This window comes from Desulfobulbus oralis (assembly GCF_002952055.1).
GTDB classification, from domain to species: Bacteria; Desulfobacterota; Desulfobulbia; order Desulfobulbales; family Desulfobulbaceae; genus Desulfobulbus; species Desulfobulbus oralis.
On record NZ_CP021255.1, the window covers coordinates 206,778 to 232,568 of the forward strand.

Here is a 25,791-nt window from a genome sequence, read left to right on the forward strand (position 1 = left end):
GACAGGCGGGACCTGGGATACAGGCCAGCCGCTGTCCCGCACGCTCCCTCTATGAGTACACTTCGGCGTCACGGAAGGCGACTGCGCTCCTGTCCTTGGCAGAGAGGAGCGGCTCGCCTGCAAAGGGCCAGGCAATGGCCAGATCCGGATCGTTCCAGATGATACTGCGCTCGTGCTCGGGCGCATAGTAGTCCGTGGTCAGGTAGAGGAACTCGGCCGTGTCGGAAAGCACGACAAAACCATGGCCAAAGCCCGGTGGAATCCAGAACTGTTTCCTGTTTTCAGCCGACAGACGGGCGCCGACCCATTTGCCGAAATTGGGCGAACTCCTGCGCAGGTCCACCGCCACGTCAAAGACCTCGCCCAAAATCACGCGGACCAGCTTGCCCTGGGCCTGCCTGATTTGATAGTGCAGACCGCGGAGCACAGCCCTTGAGGAGCGGGAATGGTTTTCCTGCACAAAGGTGGTGTGCAGGCCGGTTTCCGCCTCCCAGCGGCGCTGGTTGAAGCTCTCGAAGAAAAAGCCGCGCGCGTCGCCAAAAATCTGCGGCTCCAGAATCAGCACCTCCGGGATGGCTGTAGCTTCGACTTTCACTGTCCGCTCTCCTGTGCCGCCTCGCGGCGGCCGTACATGCCTTCATAATATTTTTGATAGGATCCGTCCAACACCCCGTCCAGCCAGCTCTGATGGCTCAAATACCAGTCCACGGTCTGCTCGATGCCCTGCTCGAAGGTGAAGCGCGGCGTCCAGCCAAGCTCCCGCCTGATCCTGCCGGCGTCAATGGCGTAGCGGCGGTCGTGCCCCTGCCGGTCGCGCACAAAGGTGATGAGCGTCCGCCTGGGGGCTCCGCCGGGCAGAGGCGCCACTTTCCTGTCCAGAAGGTCGCAGAGCAGTTCCACGATCTCCAGATTCTTCTTTTCGTTGTGGCCGCCGATATTGTAGGACTCTCCGGGCCGGCCCGCGTCCAGCACCCTGAGGATGGCCTCGCAGTGATCCCCCACGTAGAGCCAGTCGCGCACGTTCTGGCCGTCGCCGTATACGGGGAGCGCTCTGCCCAGGCGGGCGTTGTTGAGGATCAGCGGAATCAGCTTTTCCGGAAACTGGTAGGGCCCGTAGTTGTTGGAACAGTTGGTGAGCAGCACCGGCAGGCCGTAGGTATGGAACCAGGCGCGGGCCAGGTGGTCGGATGCGGCCTTGGAGGCCGAATATGGCGAGCGTGGGGCATAGGCGGTGGTTTCGGTGAAAAAACCGTCGGGGCCGAGCGAGCCGAAGACCTCGTCCGTGCTCACGTGGAGGAAGCGGCAGTCCTCGTGCGCCTCCCCCAGCCAGGCCCTGCGGGCCGCTTCCAGCAGGGTGAAGGTACCGCCCACATTGGTGCTGATAAAGGCATCCGGCCCGGCAATGGAGCGATCCACGTGGGACTCGGCGGCGAAGTGGACGACCGTGCGGATCCGATAGCGCTGAAAGAGCCCGTGGACCAGTTCCCCGTCGCAGATGTCGCCATGGACAAAGGTGTAGCGCGGGCTGCCCTCCAGATCGGCCAGATTGGCCGGATTGCCGGCATAGGTGAGCTTGTCGAGATTGACCACGTGCCATTCGGGTCGCGTGCCCAGTGCCAGCCGGACAAAGTTGGAGCCGATAAAGCCCGCACCGCCGGTGACCAGAACAGTGTGTGACATGGTGTTATTTTGGTTTGGAGTTGTGCTGTAAGGCGGTTTCAGCGCCAGGTTTCCTACTTTCTTCCGGCTTGGGGGGCGTGACGCTTTCCACTTCCACCCGCACCTCGACATTGGGCCAGCTTTTGGATACAGGCTGAATGGCGGGCCGGGCCGCAACCCCACAGAAAATGCTGCTGTCCGCGCTGATGGAATCCAGATAGATGGGCGTGGTCAGGATCTTGAAGGCCCCCTGCCCCTTTTTGACCTTGGGCATGGTCACCAGCACCGTTTCCGGAGACACGCTCACCTTTTTCAGCTTCAGCCCGCCCGGCAGTTTGCCGATCAGCTGCGGCGTGATGGGCAGATTTTTGCGCTCCATGGGCGCCAGCGTCAGGTCGAGCTGGGCTGGAGACACATCCAGAAGCGTGATGTTTTTGGGCAGATTCAAATTTTCGCTGGTGATGACGACCGAGTGCCTGCCCTCCTCCAGGGTGCTCAGATCGATGTTCACGTGCGGCGGCCGCTGACGGAGTTCGTCCATGTCCGTGAGCGGCCCGCTCAGGTGCAGAATCACCTCGGTGCCCCTGTCGCCCACCAGAACTGAACCGTCTACGGTGGACTGCGTATAGTCCACGGGCGCAGACACGCTGCGCTCCACGATGTTGCGGCTCGTATCCAGAACGGACAGGGACAGGGCCGTGGCCGTAAACAGGCTGATCATGACGAGCAGAAAATGCACCTTGTTGAAGACCCGGCTTTTCCGTTTCCGTCTGACCTGACCGATGCGCTCCAGATGGGCGTTGATGAGCTGACAGACCGCCTCCTGCCCTTCCAGCGGCAGCATCTCGCTCTCATAAAAGGCCGCCATCTGACCGCGCTCCTCGGAGACCACCAGAACCAGCGCGTCGCTCTGCTCGGCCATGCCCATGGCGGCATGGTGCCGGGTGCCGTAGCTGTCGGCCAGCCGGGTCGTGGTGGACATGGGCAGGCGCACGCCGAAGCGGGCAAGCCGGTCGCCCTCGACAATGAGCGCGCCGTCATGACCTGGAGAACTGTCGTCAAAAAGGCTCAGAATCAGCGGATAGCTCGGCTCCGCGTTCAGCTCGAAGCCGCCGGTGATCTTGTCCCCGATCGGTTCCCGGCCCGGGTAGACGATCAGCGCGCCACAGCAATCCTTGGCCATGGCAACCAGGCAGTCGGCAACGAGCCGGGAAAGCTGCTCGCTGCCGGCAGGCGTGAGCTTGGGCGGCGCCCAGACCGCCCGCTCCAGCACCTTGCGCAACTCTGGCTGAAAAATGACAATGAGACCGATCAGGGCCACATGGCTGACGTTGTTGTAGATCCACTCTATGCCCTGCAAGTGGAGCAGATTGGCGCCAATGAACACCACCAGGGCCAGGAAAATGCCGGCCATGATCTTCCAGGTGCCGAGCCGTGCCAGCGTCAGCAGCAGGAAAAACATGCCGGTGGTGATCAGAATGATGTCCAGCAGTGTACGCCAGGAAAGCGCCACCGCCAGAAGAGACGGGGAAATATCCATGAACCTAGGGGTAAAAAAGAACGGCGCAGGGGACAGCGTGTGCTTCAGGCCTCAGCTCCCGTACTCTATACCAAGTTCTCCGCGCTTTGCTCAATCTTTTTGTCAGGCGCCGGCCAGGGCGGGCGGACGCGCACAAAAAGAAAGCCTTGCTTTTTCCCTTTTTTTTGCTAGTATAGGCGGCTTGAAATTTTTCTTGTCAAGGAGAGCAATCATGTCACGCGTCTGTGCCATTTGCGGGAAAGCCCCCGTAAGCGGAAATAATGTCAGCCATGCCCACAACAAGACCCGCCGCCGTTGGATGCCAAACCTGCAACGGGTTCGCGCCCTCAGCGAAAACGGCGGCACCGTGCATGTCGATGTCTGCACCCGCTGCATCCGCTCCGGAGCCATCGTCAAACCGCAGCGCTGATGGCCGAAGAGAAAATCCGTTTTCTTCCCTATGAACAGGCGGCCGAGCTGGTGGCTGCCATTCAGGAGGAAGAAGACATCGACAATCCGGACCGGCATATCCTGACCGTCTACAACCATGAGGATCGGGCCATTTGCTGGTTCGATTTCGATGAGGTCATGCATGATGCCGGCATAACGGGCATGAGCGAAGCCTCACGGCAGACGGTCACGGACTATGTCCTGCACCGGATTCCTGACTGGGTGCAGGGCAAATAGGCCCAAACGGCTTCATTCCACCAGGCCCGGCGGCATATCCGCCACCGGCTCGCCGCCCAGCAGATAACCGCCGTCCACCCGCAGCACCGTTCCGGTGCAGTAGTCGGCGTCGCGCACCAAAAAGAGGACGGCCTGCGCCACTTCCTCCGGCCTCCCTGTTCGTTCCAGAAGAACATGCCCCGAGAGCTCCTGCCGCTGCTCCGGCGTCAACTGTTGCCATCCCCGGGTGCCGGGGCCGTGGCGGCTTGCTATCAAGCCCAGCATCACTTCATTGACCCGGATGCGGGGAGCGCCTTCCCTGGCCCACTGCTCGGTCAGAACGCCGAGCGCGCGGTTGGCCACTGCATAGCCGTCGCTGAACAGCAGCGAGGCCGGGCCGGAACGGCCGACCAGCCCCGCGATGGACGAGATGTTTACCACCACGGCCTGTTCCGCCCGTTGCAGAAGCGGCAGGCTCTGCCGCCAGACCAGCCACTTGGCTCTGACCGTGGTGTCCAGTTCAAGTTCCCACTCGCCATGGTTGACCGGCCGGCTGTAATCGCCATGCACTACCGGCATGCCGCCACGCTCGATATTGTTGATCACAATGTCGAGCCCGCCCCATTCCTGTGCGATCCGGCTGCACAGGGCCGCCACCGCAGCCTCCTGCCGCAGATCCGCGGCCATCAGGAGGTGGCGGCCGTCACTGCCGAATTCCGTCTGCAAAGTCGCCACCGATTCCGGCCAATCCAGCCAGGGCAGAGCCAGCCGCGCGCCCTCCTGCGCCAAAGTACGGGCAATCGCCCGGCCAATGCCCCGGGCCGCGCCCAGAACCAGGGCCCTTTTGCCATTCAGCTCCATCTTGCCACCTCCCTGCCGCTGTTCTATAGTGGCCTCCGCTTTTGCCGTGCTGAAACCGCCACCCATACCAAACTACCCGGAAACTCTGTCTGCAACAATGCCTGAACGTATTCTTTGGCCCCACCTCTTGCTCGGCGCCCTGCTCTGTCTGTTGCTGCTGCCCCCGGCCCTGCCCGCCAAAGAAGGCCCGACGCCGGGCTGCACCAGCCAGGGCTGGCCACATGAAAAAAGCGATCTGCCGGTGGATCCGGATATCCGCTTCGGCACGCTGGACAATGGCCTGCGCTATCTCATCCGCGAAAACCGCGAACCCAGGAAGCGGGTGGCCCTGTACCTGAACGTCCAGGCCGGTTCGCTGCAGGAAACCAACGAAGAGCGGGGGCTGGCGCACTATCTCGAACATATGCTCTTCAACGGCAGCACCCACTATCCGCCCGGCACCCTGATCAAATATTTCCAGTCCATCGGCATGGATTTCGGTGCAGACACCAATGCCCACACCGCCTACGATGAAACGGTGTACACGCTCACCCTGCCCGCGGCAGACGAAAAAACACTTGCGGAGGGCCTCACCGTACTGGCGGACTTCGCCCGGGGCGCGCTCCTTTTGGAGTCCGAGGTGGACCGGGAGCGCGGCGTCATTTTTTCGGAAAAGCGCAGCCGCGACACCGCCGCCGCGCGCGTGCGCAAAGCCAGGCTTGCCTTTGATTTTGCCGGCACCATCGTGGCGGAACGCGATCCCATCGGCATCGAGGCCACGCTGCAGCAGGCCGACTCCGCCCGGCTCAGAGCCTTTTATGACAAGTGGTACCGGCCGGACAACATGATCGTGGTCATGGTCGGCGACATGGATCCCCGGCTTGCCGAAGGACTGCTGCGGCAGCACTTTGCCCCGCTCACCCGGGCCAAGGCCCGGCCGGTGTGCCCGCAGTACGGCGAGCCCGCGGCCGCGGGCCTGCGCCTGCACTATCTGGCCGAACCGGAACTGGGCCATACCGAAGTCAGTCTGAGCACGGTGCGCGCGCTGCCCGCCGGCCCGGACACGCTTGCGCGGGAAACAGAGCGGCTGCACCAGGATCTGGCCATGATCCTCCTGAACAACCGCCTGCAGCAACTGGAGCGTGAGGCGGGCAGCCCCATCAGCGGAAGCATGGTCTATTCGGGCCCCTTTCTGCCGCAGTTCCGCTACACGCTGCTCGGCGCCCGCACAGAGGCTGCCAGGTGGCACAAGGGCCTGCAGCTCCTGACCGGCGTTTTGGAACAGGCACTGCGCGAGGGTTTTACAGAGGCCGAACTCACGCGCGGCAAAAAGGAAATCCTCGCCATGCTGGAAGAAGAGGCACAGTCCGCAGGCGGCCGTGACAGCCGGGAGCTCGCCATGGAGCTGGTGCAGGCACTCAACAACGGCGAGGTTCCGCTGGCGCCTGCAGGCAAAAAGGCCATCTTCGCACCGCTGACCAGGCAAAGCACGCTGGCCGAAGTCAACCGGGCCCTGCACGAACTCTGGCCCAGGGAGCCGCGCACCGTCAGCGTGGCCGGCACGGCCATGCCAGCGCAGTCCGCAGCCCAGGCCAGGGCGCGGATACAGGCGGTCTATACCGGCGCGCTCAGCGCCCAGGCCCGGCCCTGGCACAAGATGGCAGCCAGGGCCTTCCCCTATCTGGCGTACCGGCAGGAGCCCATCCGGCCGACCGGCCAGCAGAGCGACAGCGCCACCCAGGTGCAGACCCTGACATTCGGGGGCGGCGTGGTGGCGCACCTGAAAAAAACGGATTTCCAGCCCAATCAGGTGCTGCTGAACCTGCACTTCGGCCAGGGGCTTGCGGGGGAAACTCCGCCCGGCGCGGCCATGCTGGCGCCCGGCCTGATCAACGAAAGCGGTACCGGCGCCATGAGCCGGGAGCAACTGCAGGAAGTGCTGGCCGGCACCAGTCTCAGCCTGGACTTTGCCGTTGCCGCGGAGAGTTTTTCCTTCAGGGGCAGTTGCCTGTCCTCCGAGCTGGAGAGGATGCTGCAGGTGCTCCACGCCCGCCTGCACGATCCGGGCTTCAGGCCCGAGGCCTTTGCCCGCGTCAGGGAGCAGCTTGAGCAGATGTACGCCGGGCTGGCCAGTTCGGTCGAAGGCGTGCAGCGGCTGGCAGGCGACCACTTTTTGAGCGGTGGCAGCCGGGCTTTCGCCACACCGGCCTGGCAGGAGGTGGCACGGATCACCCTGCCGCAGTTGGAGGCCTGGCTGCGACCTGCCTTTGCCCATGCACCGCTTGAGATCAACATTGTGGGCGACATCGACCTCAAGGAAACGAAGCGCCTGCTGGGCCGCTATTTCGGCGAGGAAAGGCGCACAGCGGCGACTGCCTTGCCGGCACGCAAGACCCCCGCCTTCCCGGCTGGCCAGAGTCGCCGGTTCACGGCCGCCGCTGCATCGGACAAGGCATATCTGACCCTGGCCTGGAAAACGGATGATTTCTGGAACATCCAGCGGACCCGGGGGCTGAATCTGCTGGCCAGCATTCTGGAGGACCGGCTGCGGGTCAAGATCCGGGAGGAACTGGGCTCGACCTATTCGCCGCAGGTCTTCAGCCTGCCCGGCAAGATCGACCCGGGCTTCGGCCTTCTGGAAAGCCGCATGATCGTAGCGCCGGCGCAGGCTGAAAAACTGGCGCAGGTCGTACGTGACGAAACAGCCCGGCTGGCCCGGAACGGTGTCAGCGCCGAGGCATTCAAACGGGCGCAGGCGCCGACCCTGACCGCGATTCGCGAGCAGATGCGCAGCAACAGCTACTGGCTGCATGCGGTGCTGAGCCTGTCGAGCCGCCACCCCGAACAGCTCGAATGGCCAAAGCACATTGTGCAGGAATTCGAGGCCATGCAGGCAGCGGATGTGAACAGGCTGGCAGCCCAATACCTCGGGCCGGAGCAGGCAGCCACCGTGCTGGTCGTACCGGCCAGCTCCCTGTAAGCCTGTCTGCCATCAACCCGAATGCAGCCTGGAAGCGACCGGGATTACGGCTTGCGCTTGGCAGAGCGAAATGCTAACGTCCCGCCCTGGCATAACGCACCATTGTTTCCCTTAAAAACCCATACTCCCGTATCCCGATGCTTGAACTTCGTTTTGTCCGCGAGCATATGGAACTGGTGCGCAAAAAATGCGCGCTGCGCCATTTCGACCTCACCCAGCTTGACCGCTTTGCCGAGATTGACAGTCGCCGCCTCGAGGTGCTTGCCAGGGCGGAAGCCCTGAAAAACCAGCGCAACACGGTCTCCAAAGAGATTGCCCGGCTGAAGACGGCAGGCGCCGAGGATAAGGCCGGCCTTCGCATCCAGGAGATGAGGGCGGTGTCGGAGGAGATTCGCGAGCTGGATTGCCAATTGGCAGGCATCGAGGAAGAACTGCAGGCCGTCATCATGGCCGTGCCCAATCTGGTGGACGACAGCGTCCCCGCAGGCGACAGCGAGGCCGACAACGTGGAAATCAGGCGTTGGGGCGAACCTGCGCAGTTTGATTTCAAGCCGCTGAACCACTGGGATCTGGGCGAAAAGCTGGGCATTCTGGATTTCAACACCGCAGCCAGACTCTCGGGCGCCCGCTTTGCGGTGCTGAAGGGCTTTGCCGCCCGGCTTTCCCGCGCGCTGGTCGATTTTTTTCTCGACCTGCACACCCAGCGCCACGGCTACAGCGAGATCAACCCGCCCTTTCTGGTCAACACCCCGACCATGACCGGCACCGGTCAGTTGCCGAAGTTCAGCGAAGACCTGTTCCGCGTAGAGGGCCGCGACCTCTGGCTCATTCCCACGGCCGAGGTGCCGCTCACAAACCTCTATGCCGGCCAGACCCTTGCCGAGGACATGCTGCCCATCAGGAACACCGCCCATACCCCCTGCTTCCGCTCCGAGGCGGGCTCCTACGGCAAGGACACCCGCGGCCTCATCCGTCAGCACCAGTTCGAAAAGGTGGAGCTGGTCAAGATCTGCACGCCGGAGCAGTCTTTTGCCGAGCTGGAAAGCCTGCTCGCCGACGCCGAAGAGACGCTGCAGCTTCTGGAACTGCCCTACCGTGTGGTCACGCTCTGCACGGCAGACCTGGGCTTTTCCGCGGCCAAGACCTATGACATCGAAGTCTGGCTGCCCGGCCAAAACTGCTACCGGGAGATCTCGTCCTGCTCCAACTGCACCGACTTTCAGGCCCGCCGCGCCGGCATCCGTTGCAAGGCGAAGGACGGCGGCAGGACCCGGCTGGCCCATACCCTGAACGGCTCCGGCCTGGCCGTGGGCCGCACGCTGGTGGCCGTGATGGAGAACTATCAGCAGGCCGATGGCAGCATCAGACTGCCCAGGGTACTGGAACCCTATTTCGTGCAGCGTTTTGCCTGAAAAGCCCCCGGGACAGCGCTCCGGTGAGCGCCACGGCCGGCCCATGGGGCACAAACGGAGCGTGCAGGCCCAACAGGGCTTCAATCGCGTGACCGCAGCGTCCAGGGGCCCATCATGCGATCCCCGGCCTTTTTCCTCGGTGTCACCCTGCTGCTCCTGGTATCCGCCTGCGTCTCCAGCGACGCAGGCAGCGACCTGCCCCCCAAACAACACAAGGAAGTCATCATGCAATCTCATTGCACAGACTATCTTGGTGCCAGCCTGCATTACCAGACCGGCGGCAAGGCCGATGCCCCTGTACTCGTGCTCTTGCACGGCGGTTTTGGTTCAATCGATGATTTTGCCGCTCTCCTGCCGCGCCTGCAGGAGCATTTCCGTCTTATCGCCATCGATACGCGCGGGCATGGACGCTCGACCCTGGGCCAGGCCCCACTCAGCTACGCCCAGATCGCCGATGACACCCGCCATATCTTGAACACCCTGGGTATTACCCGCTTCGCTCTTTTCGGGTTCAGCGATGGTGGTACCGCTGCCTACCGTATCGGTGCGGCAGATCCGGGCGTGGAAAAAATCATCACCGTTGGCGCCCATTGGCACTACGACAACCTGCGTGACCTCCACGCGATGTTTGGGCAGATCACGGTCGACTTTGTCCGCGAAAACATGCCGCAGCAGGCTGCAGCCTATGAGGCGCAGAACCCCGAAGCCGACCTGAACCAACTCACGGGCCGCCTGCAGGCCATGTGGCTGGACAACAGCACCAGCGCTTATCCAAACGAGACGATCAGTCGCATCGGCGCTCCTGTCCTGGCCATACGCGGCGAGGATGATTTTCTTTTGTCCCTGCCCGATCTGGCGGCACTGAAAAAACATCTGCCCGAAGCCCATCTGATGAACATCCCCTTTGCCTCCCACGAAGCCATACGCGAAGAGCCCGATATGCTGTGGGCGGCCATCATGGCTTTCTATCGATAGACCCCGCTGCCCGCAGCCTGATCAAAACCGGCGGATTCCAATGCCGCTCCCCCTGGGGTGTTGAGGATGAAAAGGACGCCATGGCACGCCGGCGCAGACCCGAGCGCCCGGCACCCATGCCGCCATGGACAGAAAGTCCTGCCCCCACAGAAGAGTGGAGGCAGGGCCATTGTACAGAAAGTCCAGGAGCATGCAAAGACCTGGAACCCGGTTCAGCGCGAGTTCATGGGCGGCTCCGCCCGCCCTGTGGCCGGCCGCCTGTTGCACCACGAAGAAGTCGCCGGCCTTGAATTCCGGCCTGCTATCCAGCCGGGCAAACCGGATCGCAGCTCCTGCTCCGGTGTCTGCGGCCGGGCAGGGGGCAGCACCGCCCCCCTGCCCGGAACGCCGGTTCAGCAGACGGCAAACAGCTCGTTGACCCTGGGATTCTCCCGCTCATCCGCTCCGGAGAGCTGGATCGCAGCTCCTGCGTTTGCAGCGTCCAGGCCGTGACGAAGCGCCCCTGCCGTGGTGTTGTAGAGGATGCAGTCCCGGTCATCCAGGGCAGAGCCTGTGGCATTGGCCACAAAAAGGCTGTCTGCAGGCGGGCCCGCTTTAGAAAGGGCCGTGAACACCGACCCGCTCAGATGCAGAGGGGCTTTTTGCGCATCCCCAGGCCCTTCGGCCTCCGGACTGTCCAGACACAGGCGCGCCCCCTCCGGTCCGGATTCCCCCAGCCCCTGGAGACCCTTCAGAGGCTCCGCTGCCTCTGCCAGGACAAAGGGCGCCTTGCGGTCAGTGGAGAGCATGGCCGCTCGTCCCGCATCCGCACCGCTCCCGGATGCATCCCTGGCTCCACTCAGGTTCAGGGCTTTTCCGTCAGAGCTCAGATACTGGCTCAGGTTCTGGGCGGTGATGTCGCCGTCCGTAAACCGGATCGTCTCGATGCGGTTGTTGGGGTTCTTCCAGTTTTTGATGGTCAACACATCAGAAAGCCGGGAAAAGGCCTTGCCTTCCTCTTTAATGCCGATCTCAAGGTCATCACCAGAAAGCCGCATCACAACCTGCTCACGACTCAGATCCCGCATGATGAGCGTGTCGTTGCCCGCATGGTACCGCTTGTCCACTCCGGCAAAGCTCGACTCGGCGCCGTCCCACTCAGAGTAGTTGTCAAAGAGACTCACCCGGCCGCCGGCCCTGCCATAGCTGTAGCTGTCATTGCCCGCTCCTCCCTGAACAATCGAACCGGAAGCCCCGGCAGAGACATGAATGCTGTCGTTGCCGCCAGCGGTAAACACTTTGTTCGCCCCGCTGCCGGTGATAACCGTATCCCCATAGTTGCCGGTGGTGATGGTATCGTTGCCAGAGCCGCCTGTGACACGCACCGCGCTGTCTGTCCAGGACAGGCTGTCGCCCATATCGCTGGTCTCGAGGCTCAGGTTGGCAATCGTCACCCTGGCATCCGTAAACTGGATCGTCTCGATGCGGTTGTTGGCGTTCCGCCAGTTTTTGATGGTCAACACATCAGAAAGCCCGGAAAAGGCCTTGCCCTCCTCTTTAATGCCGATCTCGAGGTCATCACCAGAAAGCCGCATCACAACCTGCTCACGACTCAGATCCCGCATGATGAGCGTGTCGTTGCCCGCATGGTACCGCTTGTCCACTCCGGCAAAGCTCGACTCGGCGCCGTCCCACTCAGAGTAGTTGTCAAAGAGACTCACCCGGCCGCCGGCCCTGCCATAGCTGTAGCTGTCGTTGCCCACTCCGCCCTGAACAATCGAACCGGAAGCCCCGGCAGAGACATGAATGCTGTCGTTGCCGCCAGAGGTAAACACTTTGTTCGCCCCGCTGCCGGTGATAACCGTATCCCCATAGTTGCCGGTGGTGATGACATCGTTGCCAGAGCCGCCTGTGACACGCACCGCGCTGTCTGTCCAGGACAGGCTGTCGCCCATATCGCTGGTCTCGAGGCTCAGGTTGGCAATCGTCACCCTGGCATCCGTAAACTGGATCGTCTCGATGCGGTTGTTGGCGTTCTTCCAGTTTTTGATGGTCAGCACATCAGAAAGCCCGGAAAAGGCCTTGCCCTCCTCTTTAATGCCGATCTCAAGGTCATCACCAGAAAGCCGCATCACAACCTGCTCACGACTCAGATCCCGCATGATGAGCGTGTCGTTGCCCGCATGGTACCGCTTGTCCACTCCGGCAAAGCTCGACTCCGCGCCGTCCCACTCAGAGTAGTTGTCAAAGAGACTCACCCGGCCGCCGGCCCTGCCATAGCTGTAGCTGTCATTGCCCACTCCGCCCTGAACAATCGAACCGGAAGCCCCGGCAGAGACATGAATGCTGTCGTTGCCGCCAGCGGTAAACACTTTGTTCGCCCCGCTGCCGGTGATAACCGTGTCCCCATAGTTGCCGGTGGTGATGGTATCGTTGCCAGAGCCGCCTGTGACACGCACCGCGCTGTCTGTCCAGGACAGGCTGTCGCCCATATCGCTGGTCTCGAGGCTCAGGTTGGCAATCGTCACCCTGGCATCCGTAAACTGGATCGTCTCGATGCGGTTGTTGGCGTTCTTCCAATTTTTGATGGTCAGCACATCAGAAAGCCCGGAAAAGGCCTTGCCCTCCTCTTTAATGCCGATCTCGAGGTCATCACCAGAAAGCCGCATCACAACCTGCTCACGACTCAGATCCCGCATGATGAGCGTGTCGTTGCCCGCATGGTACCGCTTGTCCACTCCGGCAAAGCTCGACTCGGCGCCGTCCCACTCAGAGTAGTTGTCAAAGAGACTCACCCGGCCGCCGGCCCTGCCATAGCTGTAGCTGTCGTTGCCCACTCCGCCCTGAACAATCGAACCGGAAGCCCCGGCAGAGACATGAATGCTGTCGTTGCCGCCAGAGGTAAACACTTTGTTCGCCCCGCTGCCGGTGATAACCGTATCCCCATAGTTGCCGGTGGTGATGACATCGTTGCCAGAGCCCAGACTGAGATCTGCCGCACTCTCCGTCCAGGTGAAGTTCTGCCCTTCGTCGCCGAATGTCAGGTAGCCGGTCAGGTTCTGGGCGGTGATGTCGCCGTCCGTAAACCGGATCGTCTCGATGCGGTTGTTGGGGTTCCGCCAGTTTTTGATGGTCAGCACATCAGAAAGCCCGGAAAAGGCCTTGCCCTCCTCTTTAATGCCGATCTCGAGGTCATCACCAGAAAGCCGCATCACAACCTGCTCACGACTCAGATCCCGCATGATGAGCGTGTCGTTGCCCGCATGGTACCGCTTGTCCACTCCGGCAAAGCTCGACCCGGCACCGTCCCACTCATAGTAGTTGTCAAAGAGGGTGTCATGACCATAACCTTTTGAAAATACATAGTTGTCATTGCCAGCCATCCCCTGGGCCAGGTCACGGCCCCCGCCAGGATCCAGCGTATCATTCCCCGCCAGGCCAAACAGGATCTCTCCGGCAGCCGTGCCCTTCAGAACATCGCTGCTGTTCGTGCCCCGGATAACGCTTGCCGCAGCACCTGCCTCAACCGTTACAGTAAACACATCAGACACGCTGTACTCGCCGTCAGAGGCCACGACTTTCACATCCCAGGTTCCGGCCGCGCCCGGCCTGCCGCTGAAGGTCCGGCTCGCCGCATCGAAGCTCAGCCAGGAGGGCAGCGCCGAACCGTCCGCCAGACTCGCGCTGTACGAAAGCTCATCGCCGTCCGGATCGCTGAAGGCCCCGGCCGCCAGCACATAGCTGAAGTCCTCCCCAGCCTTGCCCGCAGCATCCGCAAGCGGAGAAGACAGCACCGGCTCGTGGTTGACAGGTGCTGCCGCCACGCTCAGCCTGAACACATCAGACACGCTGTACTCCCCGTCAGAGGCCACGACTTTCACCTCCCAGGTTCCGGCCGCGCCCGGCCTGCCGCTGAAGGTCCGGCTCGCCGCATCGAAGCTCAGCCAGGAGGGCAGCGCCGAACCGTCCGCCAGACTCGCGCTGTACGAAAGCTCATCGCCGTCCGGATCGCTGAAGGCCCCGGCCGCCAGCACATAGCTGAAGTCTTCCCCAGCCTTGCCCGCAGCATCCGCAAGCGGAGAAGACAACACCGGCTCGTGGTTGACAGGTGCTGCCGCCACGCTCAGCCTGAACACATCAGACACGCTGAACTCCCCGTCAGAGGCCACGACTTTCACCTCCCAGGTTCCGGCCGCGCCCGGCCTGCCGCTGAAGGTCCGGCTCGCCGCATCGAAGCTCAGCCAGGAGGGCAGCGCCGAACCGTCCGCCAGACTCGCGCTGTACGAAAGCTCATCGCCGTCCGGATCGCTGAAGGCCCCGGCCGCCAGCACATAGCTGAAGTCTTCCCCAGCCTTGCCCGCAGCATCCGCAAGCGGGGTGGACAGCACTGGCTCGTGGTTGACAGGTGCTGCCGCCACGCTCAGCCTGAACACATCAGATACGCTGTACTCCCCGTCAGAGGCCACGACTTTCACCTCCCAGGTTCCGGCCGCGCCCGGCCTGCCGCTGAAGGTCCGGCTCGCCGCATCGAAGCTCAGCCAGGAGGGCAGCGCCGAACCGTCCGCCAGACTCGCGCTGTACGAAAGCTCATCGCCGTCCGGATCGCTGAAGGCCCCGGCCGCCAGCACATAGCTGAAGTCTTCCCCGGCCTTGCCCGCAGCATCCGCAAGCGGAGAAGACAGCACCGGCTCGTGGTTGACAGGTGCTGCCGCCACGCTCAGCCTGAACACATCAGATACGCTGAACTCCCCGTCAGAGGCCACGACTTTCACCTCCCAGGTTCCGGCCGCGCCCGGCCTGCCGCTGAAGGTCCGGCTCGCCGCATCGAAGCTCAGCCAGGAGGGCAGCGCCGAACCGTCCGCCAGACTCGCGCTGTACGAAAGCTCATCGCCGTCCGGATCGCTGAAGGCCCCGGCCGCCAGCACATAGCTGAAGTCTTCCCCAGCCTTGCCCGCAGCATCCGCAAGCGGGGTGGACAGCACCGGCTCGTGGTTTTCCGTTACCGTCAGGGCAAAAATGCCGCTCGTCCTCGCACCCTTCGAGTCGGTTGCTGTGACCTGTATCTGCAGGTTGCCCATATCACCCCGGCCAGGCGTACCGGTAAGCGCCAGCCTGGCCTGGTCAAACGCGAGCCAGGCCGGAAGCGCTGTCGTGCTGCCATCATCCATGAGCAGCGCCGCCTGGCAGGTGACCGCGTCGCCATCAGGGTCGCTCACTGTACCCAGAACATAGTCCCAGGCCGCGTCGCGTTTGATCGTCTGGCTCTCATTGGCCAGCAAAAGCTCAGGCGCGCGATTGGGATTGACCGTGCCGCCTCCGCCGCCTTCGCCGCCGCCTTCGCCTCCACCGCCTGAACCCTCGCCGGCCACCGAAAGACCAAGCAGCCCCTTCTGGTAATGCTCGATCACAACCCTGCCTCCGCCATTCTTCTGAATGGACAGATTGCCGCCCGAAAGGCTCAGCGTCATGCCCCCGCCGTGCCAGATGTTTTTGTGCTCCGCATCCGCCGTAAAGCTCTGGCTTCTGATGTCGGTACTCCCCAGAATCAGCCCATCCCCCGCCTCCGCATCGTGAATCACCGTCACTGCGGATGCATCCGTCCACGCCCGCCCCCGCACCACAAAGGTATCGCTCTCCCCGTCAGGCGCGGACAGCCCCCCGCCCCACAGCTCATTGCCCAGGCCGCGGGCAACGAGCACATCCCGGCCGCTGCCCCCGATCAGCACATTGTGCCGGCCCGAGGACCCCGAATCCACATAGTCGTTGCCGGAACCCGCGTCGATCCAGTCATCCCCGCCGTTTGCAGCATCCCGCTCCAGGCCGCTGAGCGCGGCCCTGGCCCTCAGGCTGAAGTCGTAGTCCTCTCCCAGAGTCCAGCCCCAGCCCTGAAAGACCAGCGCCCTAGGCGCCAGCACCGTGCTGTTCGACTGCAAAAGCTCCTGCGCATCACGGTTCCACGTGTACTCCCGCGCCACCGGCTTGCCGTTCAGGGTCCCGGACAGGCTCTGGTACTGCAGGGTCAACTGGCAGTGGCCATCACCAAGAATCAGATCATTGCCTGCACCGGCAAAAATCCTGTCGCCATCACCCCCGCCAAACAGAAAGTCTCCTTTGTTCGACCCATAGATCACGTCCGCTCCGTCCTCGCCGGCCACCCAGTCGCCAGTCTCTTTACTGGCAGCCGTTTCGGTTTCAATATCATCACCTGCATGCGTGCCATAGAGAAAGTCCAGACCAGCCCCGCCGTATATGATATCCGAGCCGCCATAGCCCTGAACCATGTCATTGTCCGTCTGCCCCGGCCCAGGGCCTGAGATGCCGGCACGGATATAGTCTGTCCCGGAGCCCCCGTCTATCCGGTCGTCTCCTGCAAGCGCCAGCACAATGCTGCTGGCCCCGTCGCCGGTCTCTATCCGGTCATTGAAGCTGCTGCCTGTGATATTGTCGTTCTTCCGCCCGCCAATGATATGTGCCCCCGCTCCGCCAGCCGGAAGTTCAGACCCAGGTTCAGATTCCTGATACTCATGTCCGCCACAATCGCGTCCTCGCCCAGACCATCGCTCAGCACAATCCCAAAGGCATTGCGCCACTCGGATGGCGATGTCTGGTTCTGAAAGGTGACCGTGCTTTCTCCTATGCTGAGAGTCGCTGGCGAATGAAAGGTGAAGCTGGCCTGTCCATCGGCACTCGTAAAGGTATTGCTGTCATTGCTGCTGCGCGTGAAATAACCACTGTAGGTCTGCCACTGATTGCTCTTGCTCTCGTAAACTCTGAGTCTGTTCTCACCATCGTCAATAATGGTGTTGACTGCTTTGATTCGGGGATCAATGACATAGATATCGTTGCCCGCCCCGCCTATTAAAACGTTGGTTCCGCCACGGGCATCAAGGTAGTCGTCACCCACCATGCCCTCAATATAGTCGTCGCCATCGCCGGTTATGATAATGTCGTTTCCTGCGCCACCATACACATGCTGGACAACGTGGTATCCGCTGCCGTCGTACGTGTCCGATCTGTCAGTGCCAAAGATATAGTGAGGAACATCCATTTTTTCAGGCAATTTTATGCCTGTCGCCCTGTCTTCAAAATACACATCAAATGTACCGGGCCCTTCTCCTGTAAAATAACGGAATGTTGTGTTACTCAGCTCGTCGTCAATGTAATCCGTCCAGGGAGCACTGCTGGAAAAAACAAATGCATGCTCTTGCCAGTATGCCGATTGCGCTGCCAGAAAGAGCGCACGATCCCGGAGATATTCATCCGTTATGCCTGCAGGATGGCCAGTACCATAATCCAGTTCTCCATTCTGATTGAACGGTGCGTAAAATTTTTCTCCCGCATCCACCACAAACGGCAGATTGTGCAACAGGGCATAGCGAACCGCCATGCTTGCTTTGGCCGCCGCTACCAGAGAATTGACATCTGACCACTCGGAAATACATTTTACGCTGCCATTCTGGCTGGGAAATGGCTCCAGTGCCTGGTATGCCTTAGTCAACAAGGAGGCTGGGTGAGAATTTTCCGCAGCCATCATATATACGCCGCACAGTGCGGCAGCAAGAGCAAAGCCCTTCCCCTCGTTGGCTGTGGCAGACTTCAAAGAAGGGTCAATCGCATACAGGCGTGATAGCAGATTTTTTATTACTTTAATTTCGTTTTCCGTAGCCTGCAGGACCTTTTCTCCATCTTCTCCACCAATTCCCAAACGTCCTGCGCTGTACCCGCCATCAGGGGCTACCCTGACCGCTTTCAGCCAGGCAATATAGCGCTCGCCAACACTTGTTGTGTCTCCATTTGCCTCAGACTGGTTGCCCCAGGCAATCCAGGTGCGCACATCCGCTTCATAATGCCGCCAGGCCCCGTTCGGAGTTCCGCCGGGCGGGTTGATGTCGTAGGTGCCGCCGTTGATGGGGTCGTTTTTCAGTAATCTTTGTTCTTTATCAAACACAAACTGGAAGCCCGCTTTCAGGGTTGCCGTATGCGTCCCGTCTGTCAGCGTCGCCCCGTCCGGTCCGATATAGCGGTAGCTGGTATTGCCGCTTGCCCCGCCAAGCTGGTGGCAGGCGGGCAGGTTGCCTCCGCTCTGTTCACTCTTCCAGTTTTCCTCAAATGTCCCAAGGTCAGGGTGCGCTTTATACCAGGCCCGGAGTTGCGTTAAGTTTTTTATGCCAAGTTGTTCCAATGCCGAATAGGCCGCATTTTGCCCACCCGTGACGTTGCGCTCATAATGGGCCTTTCTGCTTAAGGTGAACGATCTTTCCACCTTACGCGTCAGCTCGCCGCCCTCGCCGTCGTCCACGGCTTCCTCGACCAGCTTTGTGTAGTTCAGTTCATTCTTGTATGAAAGCGCCAGAAAATTGAAATAGAGTTGCATCAATTCCGCATTCATGTTGTTCTCCTTGAAAAAGGTTATCGGCTTATGCCGTCACAACAGCCAGGGCAGCGGATCAATCCCTGGCCTAGCATCGTGGCTTCAAACTTTGTCTGCGGGTATACGATGGTAAAAGCATCATCCACCTTGTATTCCCTGACAAATTTTGTCGACTGATAGATCATGCTTCGCAGGGCCTCTCTGGCTGGCGCTTTGGTGATAATGAACTCGCAGTACCGGTAGCCATATTCCCGCCCATTGACCCCCATCTCAAGCAGCCAGTATTCGTAAATATCGCCCTTATACTCCTGCTGATAATCGCAGAATAAATCGCTGTAGACATGCGTTGCCATGGAAGCGAGTCTGGCCGGCTGCCAAACGGGCCTGCCATCCACCTCCCAGCGTTCATCGATTGTGGGCGCAATATGAAATTTATACCCTTTTGAGACCAGTGCCCGGCGCATGTAGTCTTTGTCGCCAGATTTATAATAGGCGGCAAGCCCGTTTTTGATGAAATCCATGTTGATCTTGTACAGCCAGTCGTACTCAATCCTGTCCATGGTCAGCATATTTCGATATGCTGGCGACTTGTAAAAGCCGGGCTCTGTGTCAACAGTATAATTTTCCTTCGCCGCCCCGGCCAAAGACGGCTGCACAGCCCCGGCCTGCGCCACAGATAGTACGGTCAGACTGCAAAACAGCGGCAGGAGCAGCAGCACGGAAAGAAAACGACGGAGCATGGTAACAGAGCAAGACCAAAGAGCAGCACTGTACCAGCAGAAGAAGAGCGAAAAGAGCCAGCCCAGACATCTACCCGCCGCAGGCCTGGCTGGCAGCCGGGCCAGGGCAGGCTCTGTACCCGGGCCATTCCGGAAAAAGGATGGAGAAGAAGGAGAAAAAGGAAGGTACAAACCGGAAGGAACACAGAGCGACATGGCATCCCTCACAAAATATGTTAGAGGAATCTTAAGCTATCGCCAGTATAGCTCCCCCTGCTGCCCACTGGCAAGCCCTGATGTATAAACAACGCCCCCGCCGTGCCAGGTGTTTTTGTGCTCCGCATCCGCCGTAAAGCTCTGGCTTCTGGTGTCGGTACTCCCCAGAATCAGCCCGGAACGCCGGTTCAGCAAACGGCAAACAGCTCGTTGACCCTGGGCTTCTCCCGCTCATCCGCTCCGGAGAGCTGGATCGCAGCTCCTGCGTTTGCAGCGTCCAGGCCGTGACGAAGCGCCCCTGCCGTGGTGTTGTAGAGGATGCAGTCCCGGTCATCCAGGGCAGAGCCTGTGGCATTGGCCACAAAAAGGCTGTCTGCAGGCGGGCCCGCTTCAGAAAGGGCCGTGAACACCGACCCGCTCAGATGCAGAGGGGCTTTTTGCGCATCCCCAGACCCTCCGGCCTCCGGACTGTCCAGACACAGGCGCGCCCCCTTCGGTCCGGAGTCCCCCAGCCCCTGGAGACCCTTCAGAGGCTCCGCTGCCTCTGCCAGGACAAAGGGCGCCTTGCGGTCAGTGGAGAGCATGGCCGCTCGTCCCGCATCCGCACCGCTCCCGGATGCATCCCTGGCTCCACTCAGGTTCAGGGCTTTTCCGTCAGAGCTCAGATACTGGCTCAGGTTCTGGGCGGTGATGTCGCCGTCCGTAAACTGGATCGTCTCGATGCGGTTGTTGGGGTTCCGCCAGTTTTTGATGGTCAGCACATCAGAAAGCCCGGAAAAGGCCTTGCCCTCCTCTTTAATGCCGATCTCGAGGTCACCCTCCGAAAGCCGCATCACAACCTGCTCACGACTCAGATCCCGCATGATGAGCGTGTCGTTGCCCGCATGGTACCGCTTGTCCACTCCGGCAAAGCTCGACTCGGCGCCGTCCCACTCAGAGTAGTTGTCAAAGAGACTCACCCGGCCGCCGGCCCTGCCATAGCTGTAGCTGTCGTTGCCCGCTCCGCCCTGAACAATCGAACCGGAAGCCCCGGCAGAGACATGAATGCTGTCGTTGCCGCCAGCGGTAAACACTTTGTTCGCCCCGCTGCCGGTGATAACCGTATCCCCATAGTTGCCGGTGGTGATGGTATCGTTGCCAGAGCCGCCTGTGACACGCACCGCGCTGTCTGTCCAGGACAGGCTGTCGCCCATATCGCTGGTCTCGAGGCTCAGGTTGGCAATCGTCACCCTGGCATCCGTAAACTGGATCGTCTCGATGCGGTTGTTGGGGTTCTTCCAGTTTTTGATGGTCAGCACATCAGAAAGCCCGGAAAAGGCCTTGCCCTCCTCTTTAATGCCGATCTCGAGGTCATCCTCCGAAAACCGCATCACAACCTGCTCACGACTCAGATCCCGCATGATGAGCGTGTCGTTGCCCGCATGGTACCGTTTGTCCACTCCGGCAAAGCTCGACTCCGCGCCGTCCCACTCAGAGTAGTTGTCAAAGAGACTCACCCGGCCGCCGGCCCTGCCATAGCTGTAGCTGTCATTGCCCGCTCCGCCCTGAACAATCGAACCCGAAGCCCCGGCAGAGACATGAATGCTGTCGTTGCCGCCAGCGGTAAACACTTTGTTCGCCCCGCTGCCGGTGATAACCGTGTCCCCATAGTTGCCGGTGGTGATGGTATCGTTGCCAGAGCCCAGACTGAGATCTGCCGCACTCTCCGTCCAGGTGAAGTTCTGACCTTCGTCGCCGAATGTCAGGTAGCCGGTCAGGTTCTGGGCGGTGATGTCGCCGTCCGTAAACCGGATCGTCTCGATGCGGTTGTTGGGGTTCCGCCAGTTTTTGATGGTCAACACATCAGAAAGCCCGGAAAAGGCCTTGCCCTCCTCTTTAATGCCGATCTCGAGGTCATCACCAGAAAGCCGCATCACAACCTGCTCACGACTCAGATCCCGCATAATGAGCGTGTCGTTGCCCGCATGGTACCGCTTGTCCACTCCGGCAAAGCTCGACTCGGCGCCGTCCCACTCAGAGTAGTTGTCAAAGAGACTCACCCGGCCGCCGGCCCTGCCATAGCTGTAGCTGTCATTGCCCGCTCCTCCCTGAACAATCGAACCGGAAGCCCCGGCAGAGACATGAATGCTGTCGTTGCCGCCAGCGGTAAACACTTTGTTCGCCCCGCTGCCAGTGATAACCGTATCCCCATAGTTGCCGGTGGTGATGACATCGTTGCCAGAGCCCAGACTGAGATCTGCCGCACTCTCCGTCCAGGTGAAGTTCTGCCCTTCGTCGCCGAATGTCAGGTAGCCGGTCAGGTTCTGGGCGGTGATGTCGCCGTCCGTAAACCGGATCGTCTCGATGCGGTTGTTGGCGTTCCGCCAGTTTTTGATGGTCAACACATCAGAAAGCCCGGAAAAGGCCTTGCCCTCCTCTTTAATGCCGATCTCGAGGTCATCACCAGAAAGCCGCATCACAACCTGCTCACGACTCAGATCCCGCATGATGAGCGTGTCGTTGCCCGCATGGTACCGCTTGTCCACTCCGGCAAAGCTCGACTCGGCGCCGTCCCACTCAGAGTAGTTGTCAAAGAGACTCACCCGGCCGCCGGCCCTGCCATAGCTGTAGCTGTCGTTGCCCACTCCGCCCTGAACAATCGAACCGGAAGCCCCGGCAGAGACATGAATGCTGTCGTTGCCGCCAGAGGTAAACACTTTGTTCGCCCCGCTGCCGGTGATAACCGTATCCCCATAGTTGCCGGTGGTGATGACATCGTTGCCAGAGCCGCCTGTGACACGCACCGCGCTGTCTGTCCAGGACAGGCTGTCGCCCATATCGCTGGTCTCGAGGCTCAGGTTGGCAATCGTCACCCTGGCATCCGTAAACTGGATCGTCTCGATGCGGTTGTTGGCGTTCTTCCAGTTTTTGATGGTCAGCACATCAGAAAGCCCGGAAAAGGCCTTGCCCTCCTCTTTAATGCCGATCTCAAGGTCATCACCAGAAAGCCGCATCACAACCTGCTCACGACTCAGATCCCGCATGATGAGCGTGTCGTTGCCCGCATGGTACCGCTTGTCCACTCCGGCAAAGCTCGACTCCGCGCCGTCCCACTCAGAGTAGTTGTCAAAGAGACTCACCCGGCCGCCGGCCCTGCCATAGCTGTAGCTGTCATTGCCCACTCCGCCCTGAACAATCGAACCGGAAGCCCCGGCAGAGACATGAATGCTGTCGTTGCCGCCAGCGGTAAACACTTTGTTCGCCCCGCTGCCGGTGATAACCGTGTCCCCATAGTTGCCGGTGGTGATGGTATCGTTGCCAGAGCCGCCTGTGACACGCACCGCGCTGTCTGTCCAGGACAGGCTGTCGCCCATATCGCTGGTCTCGAGGCTCAGGTTGGCAATCGTCACCCTGGCATCCGTAAACTGGATCGTCTCGATGCGGTTGTTGGCGTTCTTCCAATTTTTGATGGTCAGCACATCAGAAAGCCCGGAAAAGGCCTTGCCCTCCTCTTTAATGCCGATCTCGAGGTCATCACCAGAAAGCCGCATCACAACCTGCTCACGACTCAGATCCCGCATGATGAGCGTGTCATTGCCCGCATGGTACCGCTTGTCCACTCCGGCAAAGCTCGACTCGGCGCCGTCCCACTCAGAGTAGTTGTCAAAGAGACTCACCCGGCCGCCGGCCCTGCCATAGCTGTAGCTGTCGTTGCCCACTCCGCCCTGAACAATCGAACCGGAAGCCCCGGCAGAGACATGAATGCTGTCATTGCCGCCAGAGGTAAACACTTTGTTCGCCCCGCTGCCGGTGATAACCGTGTCCCCATAGTTGCCGGTGGTGATGGTATCGTTGCCAGAGCCCAGACTGAGATCTGCCGCACTCTCCGTCCAGGTGAAGTTCTGCCCTTCGTCGCCGAATGTCAGGTAGCCGGTCAGGTTCTGGGCGGTGATGTCGCCGTCCGTAAACCGGATCGTCTCGATGCGGTTGTTGGGGTTCCGCCAGTTTTTGATGGTCAGCACATCAGAAAGCCCGGAAAAGGCCTTGCCCTCCTCTTTAATGCCGATCTCGAGGTCATCACCAGAAAGCCGCATCACAACCTGCTCACGACTCAGATCCCGCATGATGAGCGTGTCGTTGCCCGCATGGTACCGCTTGTCCACTCCGGCAAAGCTCGACCCGGCACCGTCCCACTCATAGTAGTTGTCAAAGAGGGTGTCATGACCATAACCTTTTGAAAATACATAGTTGTCATTGCCAGCCATCCCCTGGGCCAGGTCACGGCCCCCGCCAGGATCCAGCGTATCATTCCCCGCCAGGCCAAACAGGATCTCTCCGGCAGCCGTGCCCTTCAGAACATCGCTGCTGTTCGTGCCCCGGATAACGCTTGCCGCAGCACCTGCCTCAACCGTTACAGTAAACACATCAGACACGCTGTACTCGCCGTCAGAGGCCACGACTTTCACATCCCAGGTTCCGGCCGCGCCCGGCCTGCCGCTGAAGGTCCGGCTCGCCGCATCGAAGCTCAGCCAGGAGGGCAGCGCCGAACCGTCCGCCAGACTCGCGCTGTACGAAAGCTCATCGCCGTCCGGATCGCTGAAGGCCCCGGCCGCCAGCACATAGCTGAAGTCCTCCCCAGCCTTGCCCGCAGCATCCGCAAGCGGAGAAGACAGCACCGGCTCGTGGTTGACAGGTGCTGCCGCCACGCTCAGCCTGAACACATCAGACACGCTGTACTCCCCGTCAGAGGCCACGACTTTCACCTCCCAGGTTCCGGCCGCGCCCGGCCTGCCGCTGAAGGTCCGGCTCGCCGCATCGAAGCTCAGCCAGGAGGGCAGCGCCGAACCGTCCGCCAGACTCGCGCTGTACGAAAGCTCATCGCCGTCCGGATCGCTGAAGGCCCCGGCCGCCAGCACATAGCTGAAGTCTTCCCCAGCCTTGCCCGCAGCATCCGCAAGCGGAGAAGACAACACCGGCTCGTGGTTGACAGGTGCTGCCGCCACGCTCAGCCTGAACACATCAGACACGCTGAACTCCCCGTCAGAGGCCACGACTTTCACCTCCCAGGTTCCGGCCGCGCCCGGCCTGCCGCTGAAGGTCCGGCTCGCCGCATCGAAGCTCAGCCAGGAGGGCAGCGCCGAACCGTCCGCCAGACTCGCGCTGTACGAAAGCTCATCGCCGTCCGGATCGCTGAAGGCCCCGGCCGCCAGCACATAGCTGAAGTCTTCCCCAGCCTTGCCCGCAGCATCCGCAAGCGGGGTGGACAGCACTGGCTCGTGGTTGACAGGTGCTGCCGCCACGCTCAGCCTGAACACATCAGATACGCTGTACTCCCCGTCAGAGGCCACGACTTTCACCTCCCAGGTTCCGGCCGCGCCCGGCCTGCCGCTGAAGGTCCGGCTCGCCGCATCGAAGCTCAGCCAGGAGGGCAGCGCCGAACCGTCCGCCAGACTCGCGCTGTACGAAAGCTCATCGCCGTCCGGATCGCTGAAGGCCCCGGCCGCCAGCACATAGCTGAAGTCTTCCCCGGCCTTGCCCGCAGCATCCGCAAGCGGAGAAGACAGCACCGGCTCGTGGTTGACAGGTGCTGCCGCCACGCTCAGCCTGAACACATCAGATACGCTGAACTCCCCGTCAGAGGCCACGACTTTCACCTCCCAGGTTCCGGCCGCGCCCGGCCTGCCGCTGAAGGTCCGGCTCGCCGCATCGAAGCTCAGCCAGGAGGGCAGCGCCGAACCGTCCGCCAGACTCGCGCTGTACGAAAGCTCATCGCCGTCCGGATCGCTGAAGGCCCCGGCCGCCAGCACATAGCTGAAGTCCTCCCCAGCCTTGCCCGCAGCATCCGCAAGCGGAGAAGACAGCACCGGCTCGTGGTTGACAGGTTTCGGAGGCTCTGGCGGCGTTTCACCACCCTGAAAACTTATCCCCAGATCCCCATCCTGCCAGTGCAGAATCTCCACATGTCCCTTTTGGCCACCCATGGTCACATACAGCGTGTTGCCGGCTTTGGTCAGCGTGTAGCCGCCATCCGCTGTCTGGCGGACTGTATCGGACACAATCCTCAGATCTTCGCCTCTGACCAACTGCCCGTTCAGCCATACACTCCCCTTGCCGTCCCGGTCATCTATCCGGGTCACCGAACCGGCTGTCCCAAACGTCATCCTTTGCAGATGGTAGCGGTCATTGCCGCTCTCGTCCCTCATGGTCGATTCGCCAACGCCGCTGTAGTACACATCGTCGCCAGTTCCGCCGTCCAGCAGCGTATTCCCCCGGAACCGGCATTCAGGGTGTCATTGCCAGCCTCGCCGTACAGCTCGTCTCCGCCGCTGCCGGCCCACAGCTCGTCGTGGCCCGCGCCGCCGTACACCAGGTCTTTTGCACCGTCGTCTTCAGAGGCATACAACTGATCATCTCCGCCACCACCGTACAGCCTGTCCGCGCCGTTCCCCCAACCAGCATGTCATCGCCTTCTGCCA

At 61.2% G+C, this 25,791-nt stretch carries 14 protein-coding genes; 5 read left to right on the plus strand and 9 right to left on the minus strand.

Annotated elements, in window-relative coordinates; translation table 11 throughout:
- Nucleotides 1-49: 49 nt before the first annotated feature.
- The 3 genes from rfbC to CAY53_RS00865 are packed head-to-tail and all read right to left on the minus strand — an operon-like array spanning nt 50 to nt 3,199.
- Complete coding sequence (gene rfbC, locus CAY53_RS00855) at nt 50-595, minus strand: dTDP-4-dehydrorhamnose 3,5-epimerase (RefSeq protein ID WP_104935532.1); 546 nt, start codon at nt 593-595, stop codon at nt 50-52.
- A complete protein-coding gene (gene rfbB / locus CAY53_RS00860) occupies nt 592-1,680 on the minus strand; it encodes a dTDP-glucose 4,6-dehydratase (RefSeq protein WP_104935533.1) in 1,089 nt (362 codons plus the stop codon). The genes rfbC and rfbB overlap by 4 nt, the downstream gene beginning before the upstream one ends.
- A 4-nt stretch (nt 1,681-1,684) precedes the next feature.
- A complete protein-coding gene (locus tag CAY53_RS00865; protein WP_104935534.1) occupies nt 1,685-3,199 on the minus strand; it encodes a diadenylate cyclase in 1,515 nt (504 codons plus the stop codon).
- 211 nt (nt 3,200-3,410) lie between these two features.
- Between CAY53_RS00865 and rpmB the strand changes: the two genes are divergently transcribed.
- Nucleotides 3,411-3,608 carry a 50S ribosomal protein L28 gene (gene rpmB / locus CAY53_RS00870; protein ID WP_104935535.1) on the plus strand — a complete coding sequence of 66 codons (198 nt, stop codon included), beginning with the start codon at nt 3,411-3,413 and terminating at the stop codon, nt 3,606-3,608.
- Entirely contained in the window at nt 3,608-3,865 is a 258-nt protein-coding gene (locus tag CAY53_RS00875; protein ID WP_104935536.1) for a hypothetical protein, read from the plus strand. Before rpmB ends, CAY53_RS00875 begins: the two co-directional genes overlap by 1 nt.
- Nucleotides 3,866-3,877: 12 nt before the next feature.
- On the opposite strand, the gene CAY53_RS00880 is transcribed toward CAY53_RS00875, so the two are convergent.
- On the minus strand, nt 3,878-4,705 hold the full coding sequence (locus CAY53_RS00880) for an SDR family NAD(P)-dependent oxidoreductase (RefSeq protein ID WP_104937379.1): 828 nt from the start codon (nt 4,703-4,705) through the stop codon (nt 3,878-3,880).
- A gap of 97 nt (nt 4,706-4,802) precedes the next feature.
- On the opposite strand from CAY53_RS00880, the gene CAY53_RS00885 reads away from it, so the two are divergent.
- The 3 genes from CAY53_RS00885 to CAY53_RS00895 all read left to right on the plus strand — a co-directional run bounded on the left by CAY53_RS00885 (nt 4,803) and on the right by CAY53_RS00895 (nt 10,051).
- Complete coding sequence (locus CAY53_RS00885; RefSeq protein ID WP_181040334.1) at nt 4,803-7,664, plus strand: M16 family metallopeptidase; 2,862 nt, start codon at nt 4,803-4,805, stop codon at nt 7,662-7,664.
- A gap of 137 nt (nt 7,665-7,801) precedes the next feature.
- Nucleotides 7,802-9,076, plus strand: coding sequence for a serine--tRNA ligase (gene serS / locus CAY53_RS00890; RefSeq protein ID WP_104935538.1), 1,275 nt, complete (start codon nt 7,802-7,804; stop codon nt 9,074-9,076).
- Nucleotides 9,077-9,301: 225 nt separating this feature from the next.
- The gene (locus tag CAY53_RS00895) at nt 9,302-10,051 is read left to right on the plus strand and encodes an alpha/beta fold hydrolase (protein WP_104937380.1); all 750 of its coding nucleotides are present in this window, start codon (nt 9,302-9,304) and stop codon (nt 10,049-10,051) included.
- A 392-nt stretch (nt 10,052-10,443) separates the two neighbouring features.
- Here CAY53_RS00895 and CAY53_RS00905 read toward each other — a convergent pair whose 3' ends face one another.
- The 5 genes from CAY53_RS00905 to CAY53_RS14010 all read right to left on the minus strand — a co-directional run bounded on the left by CAY53_RS00905 (nt 10,444) and on the right by CAY53_RS14010 (nt 25,745).
- On the minus strand, nt 10,444-16,413 hold the full coding sequence (locus CAY53_RS00905) for a putative Ig domain-containing protein (RefSeq protein WP_104935540.1): 5,970 nt from the start codon (nt 16,411-16,413) through the stop codon (nt 10,444-10,446).
- Between the two features lie 26 nt (nt 16,414-16,439).
- Nucleotides 16,440-18,419: a calcium-binding protein gene (locus CAY53_RS00910; protein WP_104935541.1), complete on the minus strand. Its 1,980-nt coding sequence runs from the start codon at nt 18,417-18,419 to the stop codon at nt 16,440-16,442.
- Between the two features lie 20 nt (nt 18,420-18,439).
- Complete coding sequence (locus CAY53_RS00915) at nt 18,440-19,120, minus strand: hypothetical protein (protein WP_146106344.1); 681 nt, start codon at nt 19,118-19,120, stop codon at nt 18,440-18,442.
- A 404-nt stretch (nt 19,121-19,524) separates the two neighbouring features.
- Entirely contained in the window at nt 19,525-25,548 is a 6,024-nt protein-coding gene (locus CAY53_RS00920; protein WP_146106345.1) for a putative Ig domain-containing protein, read from the minus strand.
- Nucleotides 25,515-25,745 (minus strand): calcium-binding protein, encoded by a 231-nt coding sequence (locus CAY53_RS14010; protein WP_146106527.1) that lies wholly within the window; start codon nt 25,743-25,745, stop codon nt 25,515-25,517. Before CAY53_RS14010 ends, CAY53_RS00920 begins: the two co-directional genes overlap by 34 nt.
- Nucleotides 25,746-25,791: the final 46 nt, after the last annotated feature.

What these genes read in the sequence shown, in the direction of transcription:
- rfbB (WP_104935533.1), bottom strand. Translation starts at nt 1,680, where the DNA reads ATGTCACACACTGTTCTGGTCACCGGCGGTGCGGGCTTTATCGGCTCC.
- serS (WP_104935538.1), top strand. Translation starts at nt 7,802, where the DNA reads ATGCTTGAACTTCGTTTTGTCCGCGAGCATATGGAACTGGTGCGCAAA.
- CAY53_RS00910 (WP_104935541.1), bottom strand. Translation starts at nt 18,419, where the DNA reads ATGAATGCGGAATTGATGCAACTCTATTTCAATTTTCTGGCGCTTTCA.
- CAY53_RS00865 (WP_104935534.1), bottom strand. Translation starts at nt 3,199, where the DNA reads ATGGATATTTCCCCGTCTCTTCTGGCGGTGGCGCTTTCCTGGCGTACA.
- CAY53_RS00875 (WP_104935536.1), top strand. Translation starts at nt 3,608, where the DNA reads ATGGCCGAAGAGAAAATCCGTTTTCTTCCCTATGAACAGGCGGCCGAG.
- CAY53_RS00885 (WP_181040334.1), top strand. Translation starts at nt 4,803, where the DNA reads ATGCCTGAACGTATTCTTTGGCCCCACCTCTTGCTCGGCGCCCTGCTC.
- rpmB (WP_104935535.1), top strand. Translation starts at nt 3,411, where the DNA reads ATGTCACGCGTCTGTGCCATTTGCGGGAAAGCCCCCGTAAGCGGAAAT.
- CAY53_RS00895 (WP_104937380.1), top strand. Translation starts at nt 9,302, where the DNA reads ATGCAATCTCATTGCACAGACTATCTTGGTGCCAGCCTGCATTACCAG.
- CAY53_RS00880 (WP_104937379.1), bottom strand. Translation starts at nt 4,705, where the DNA reads ATGGAGCTGAATGGCAAAAGGGCCCTGGTTCTGGGCGCGGCCCGGGGC.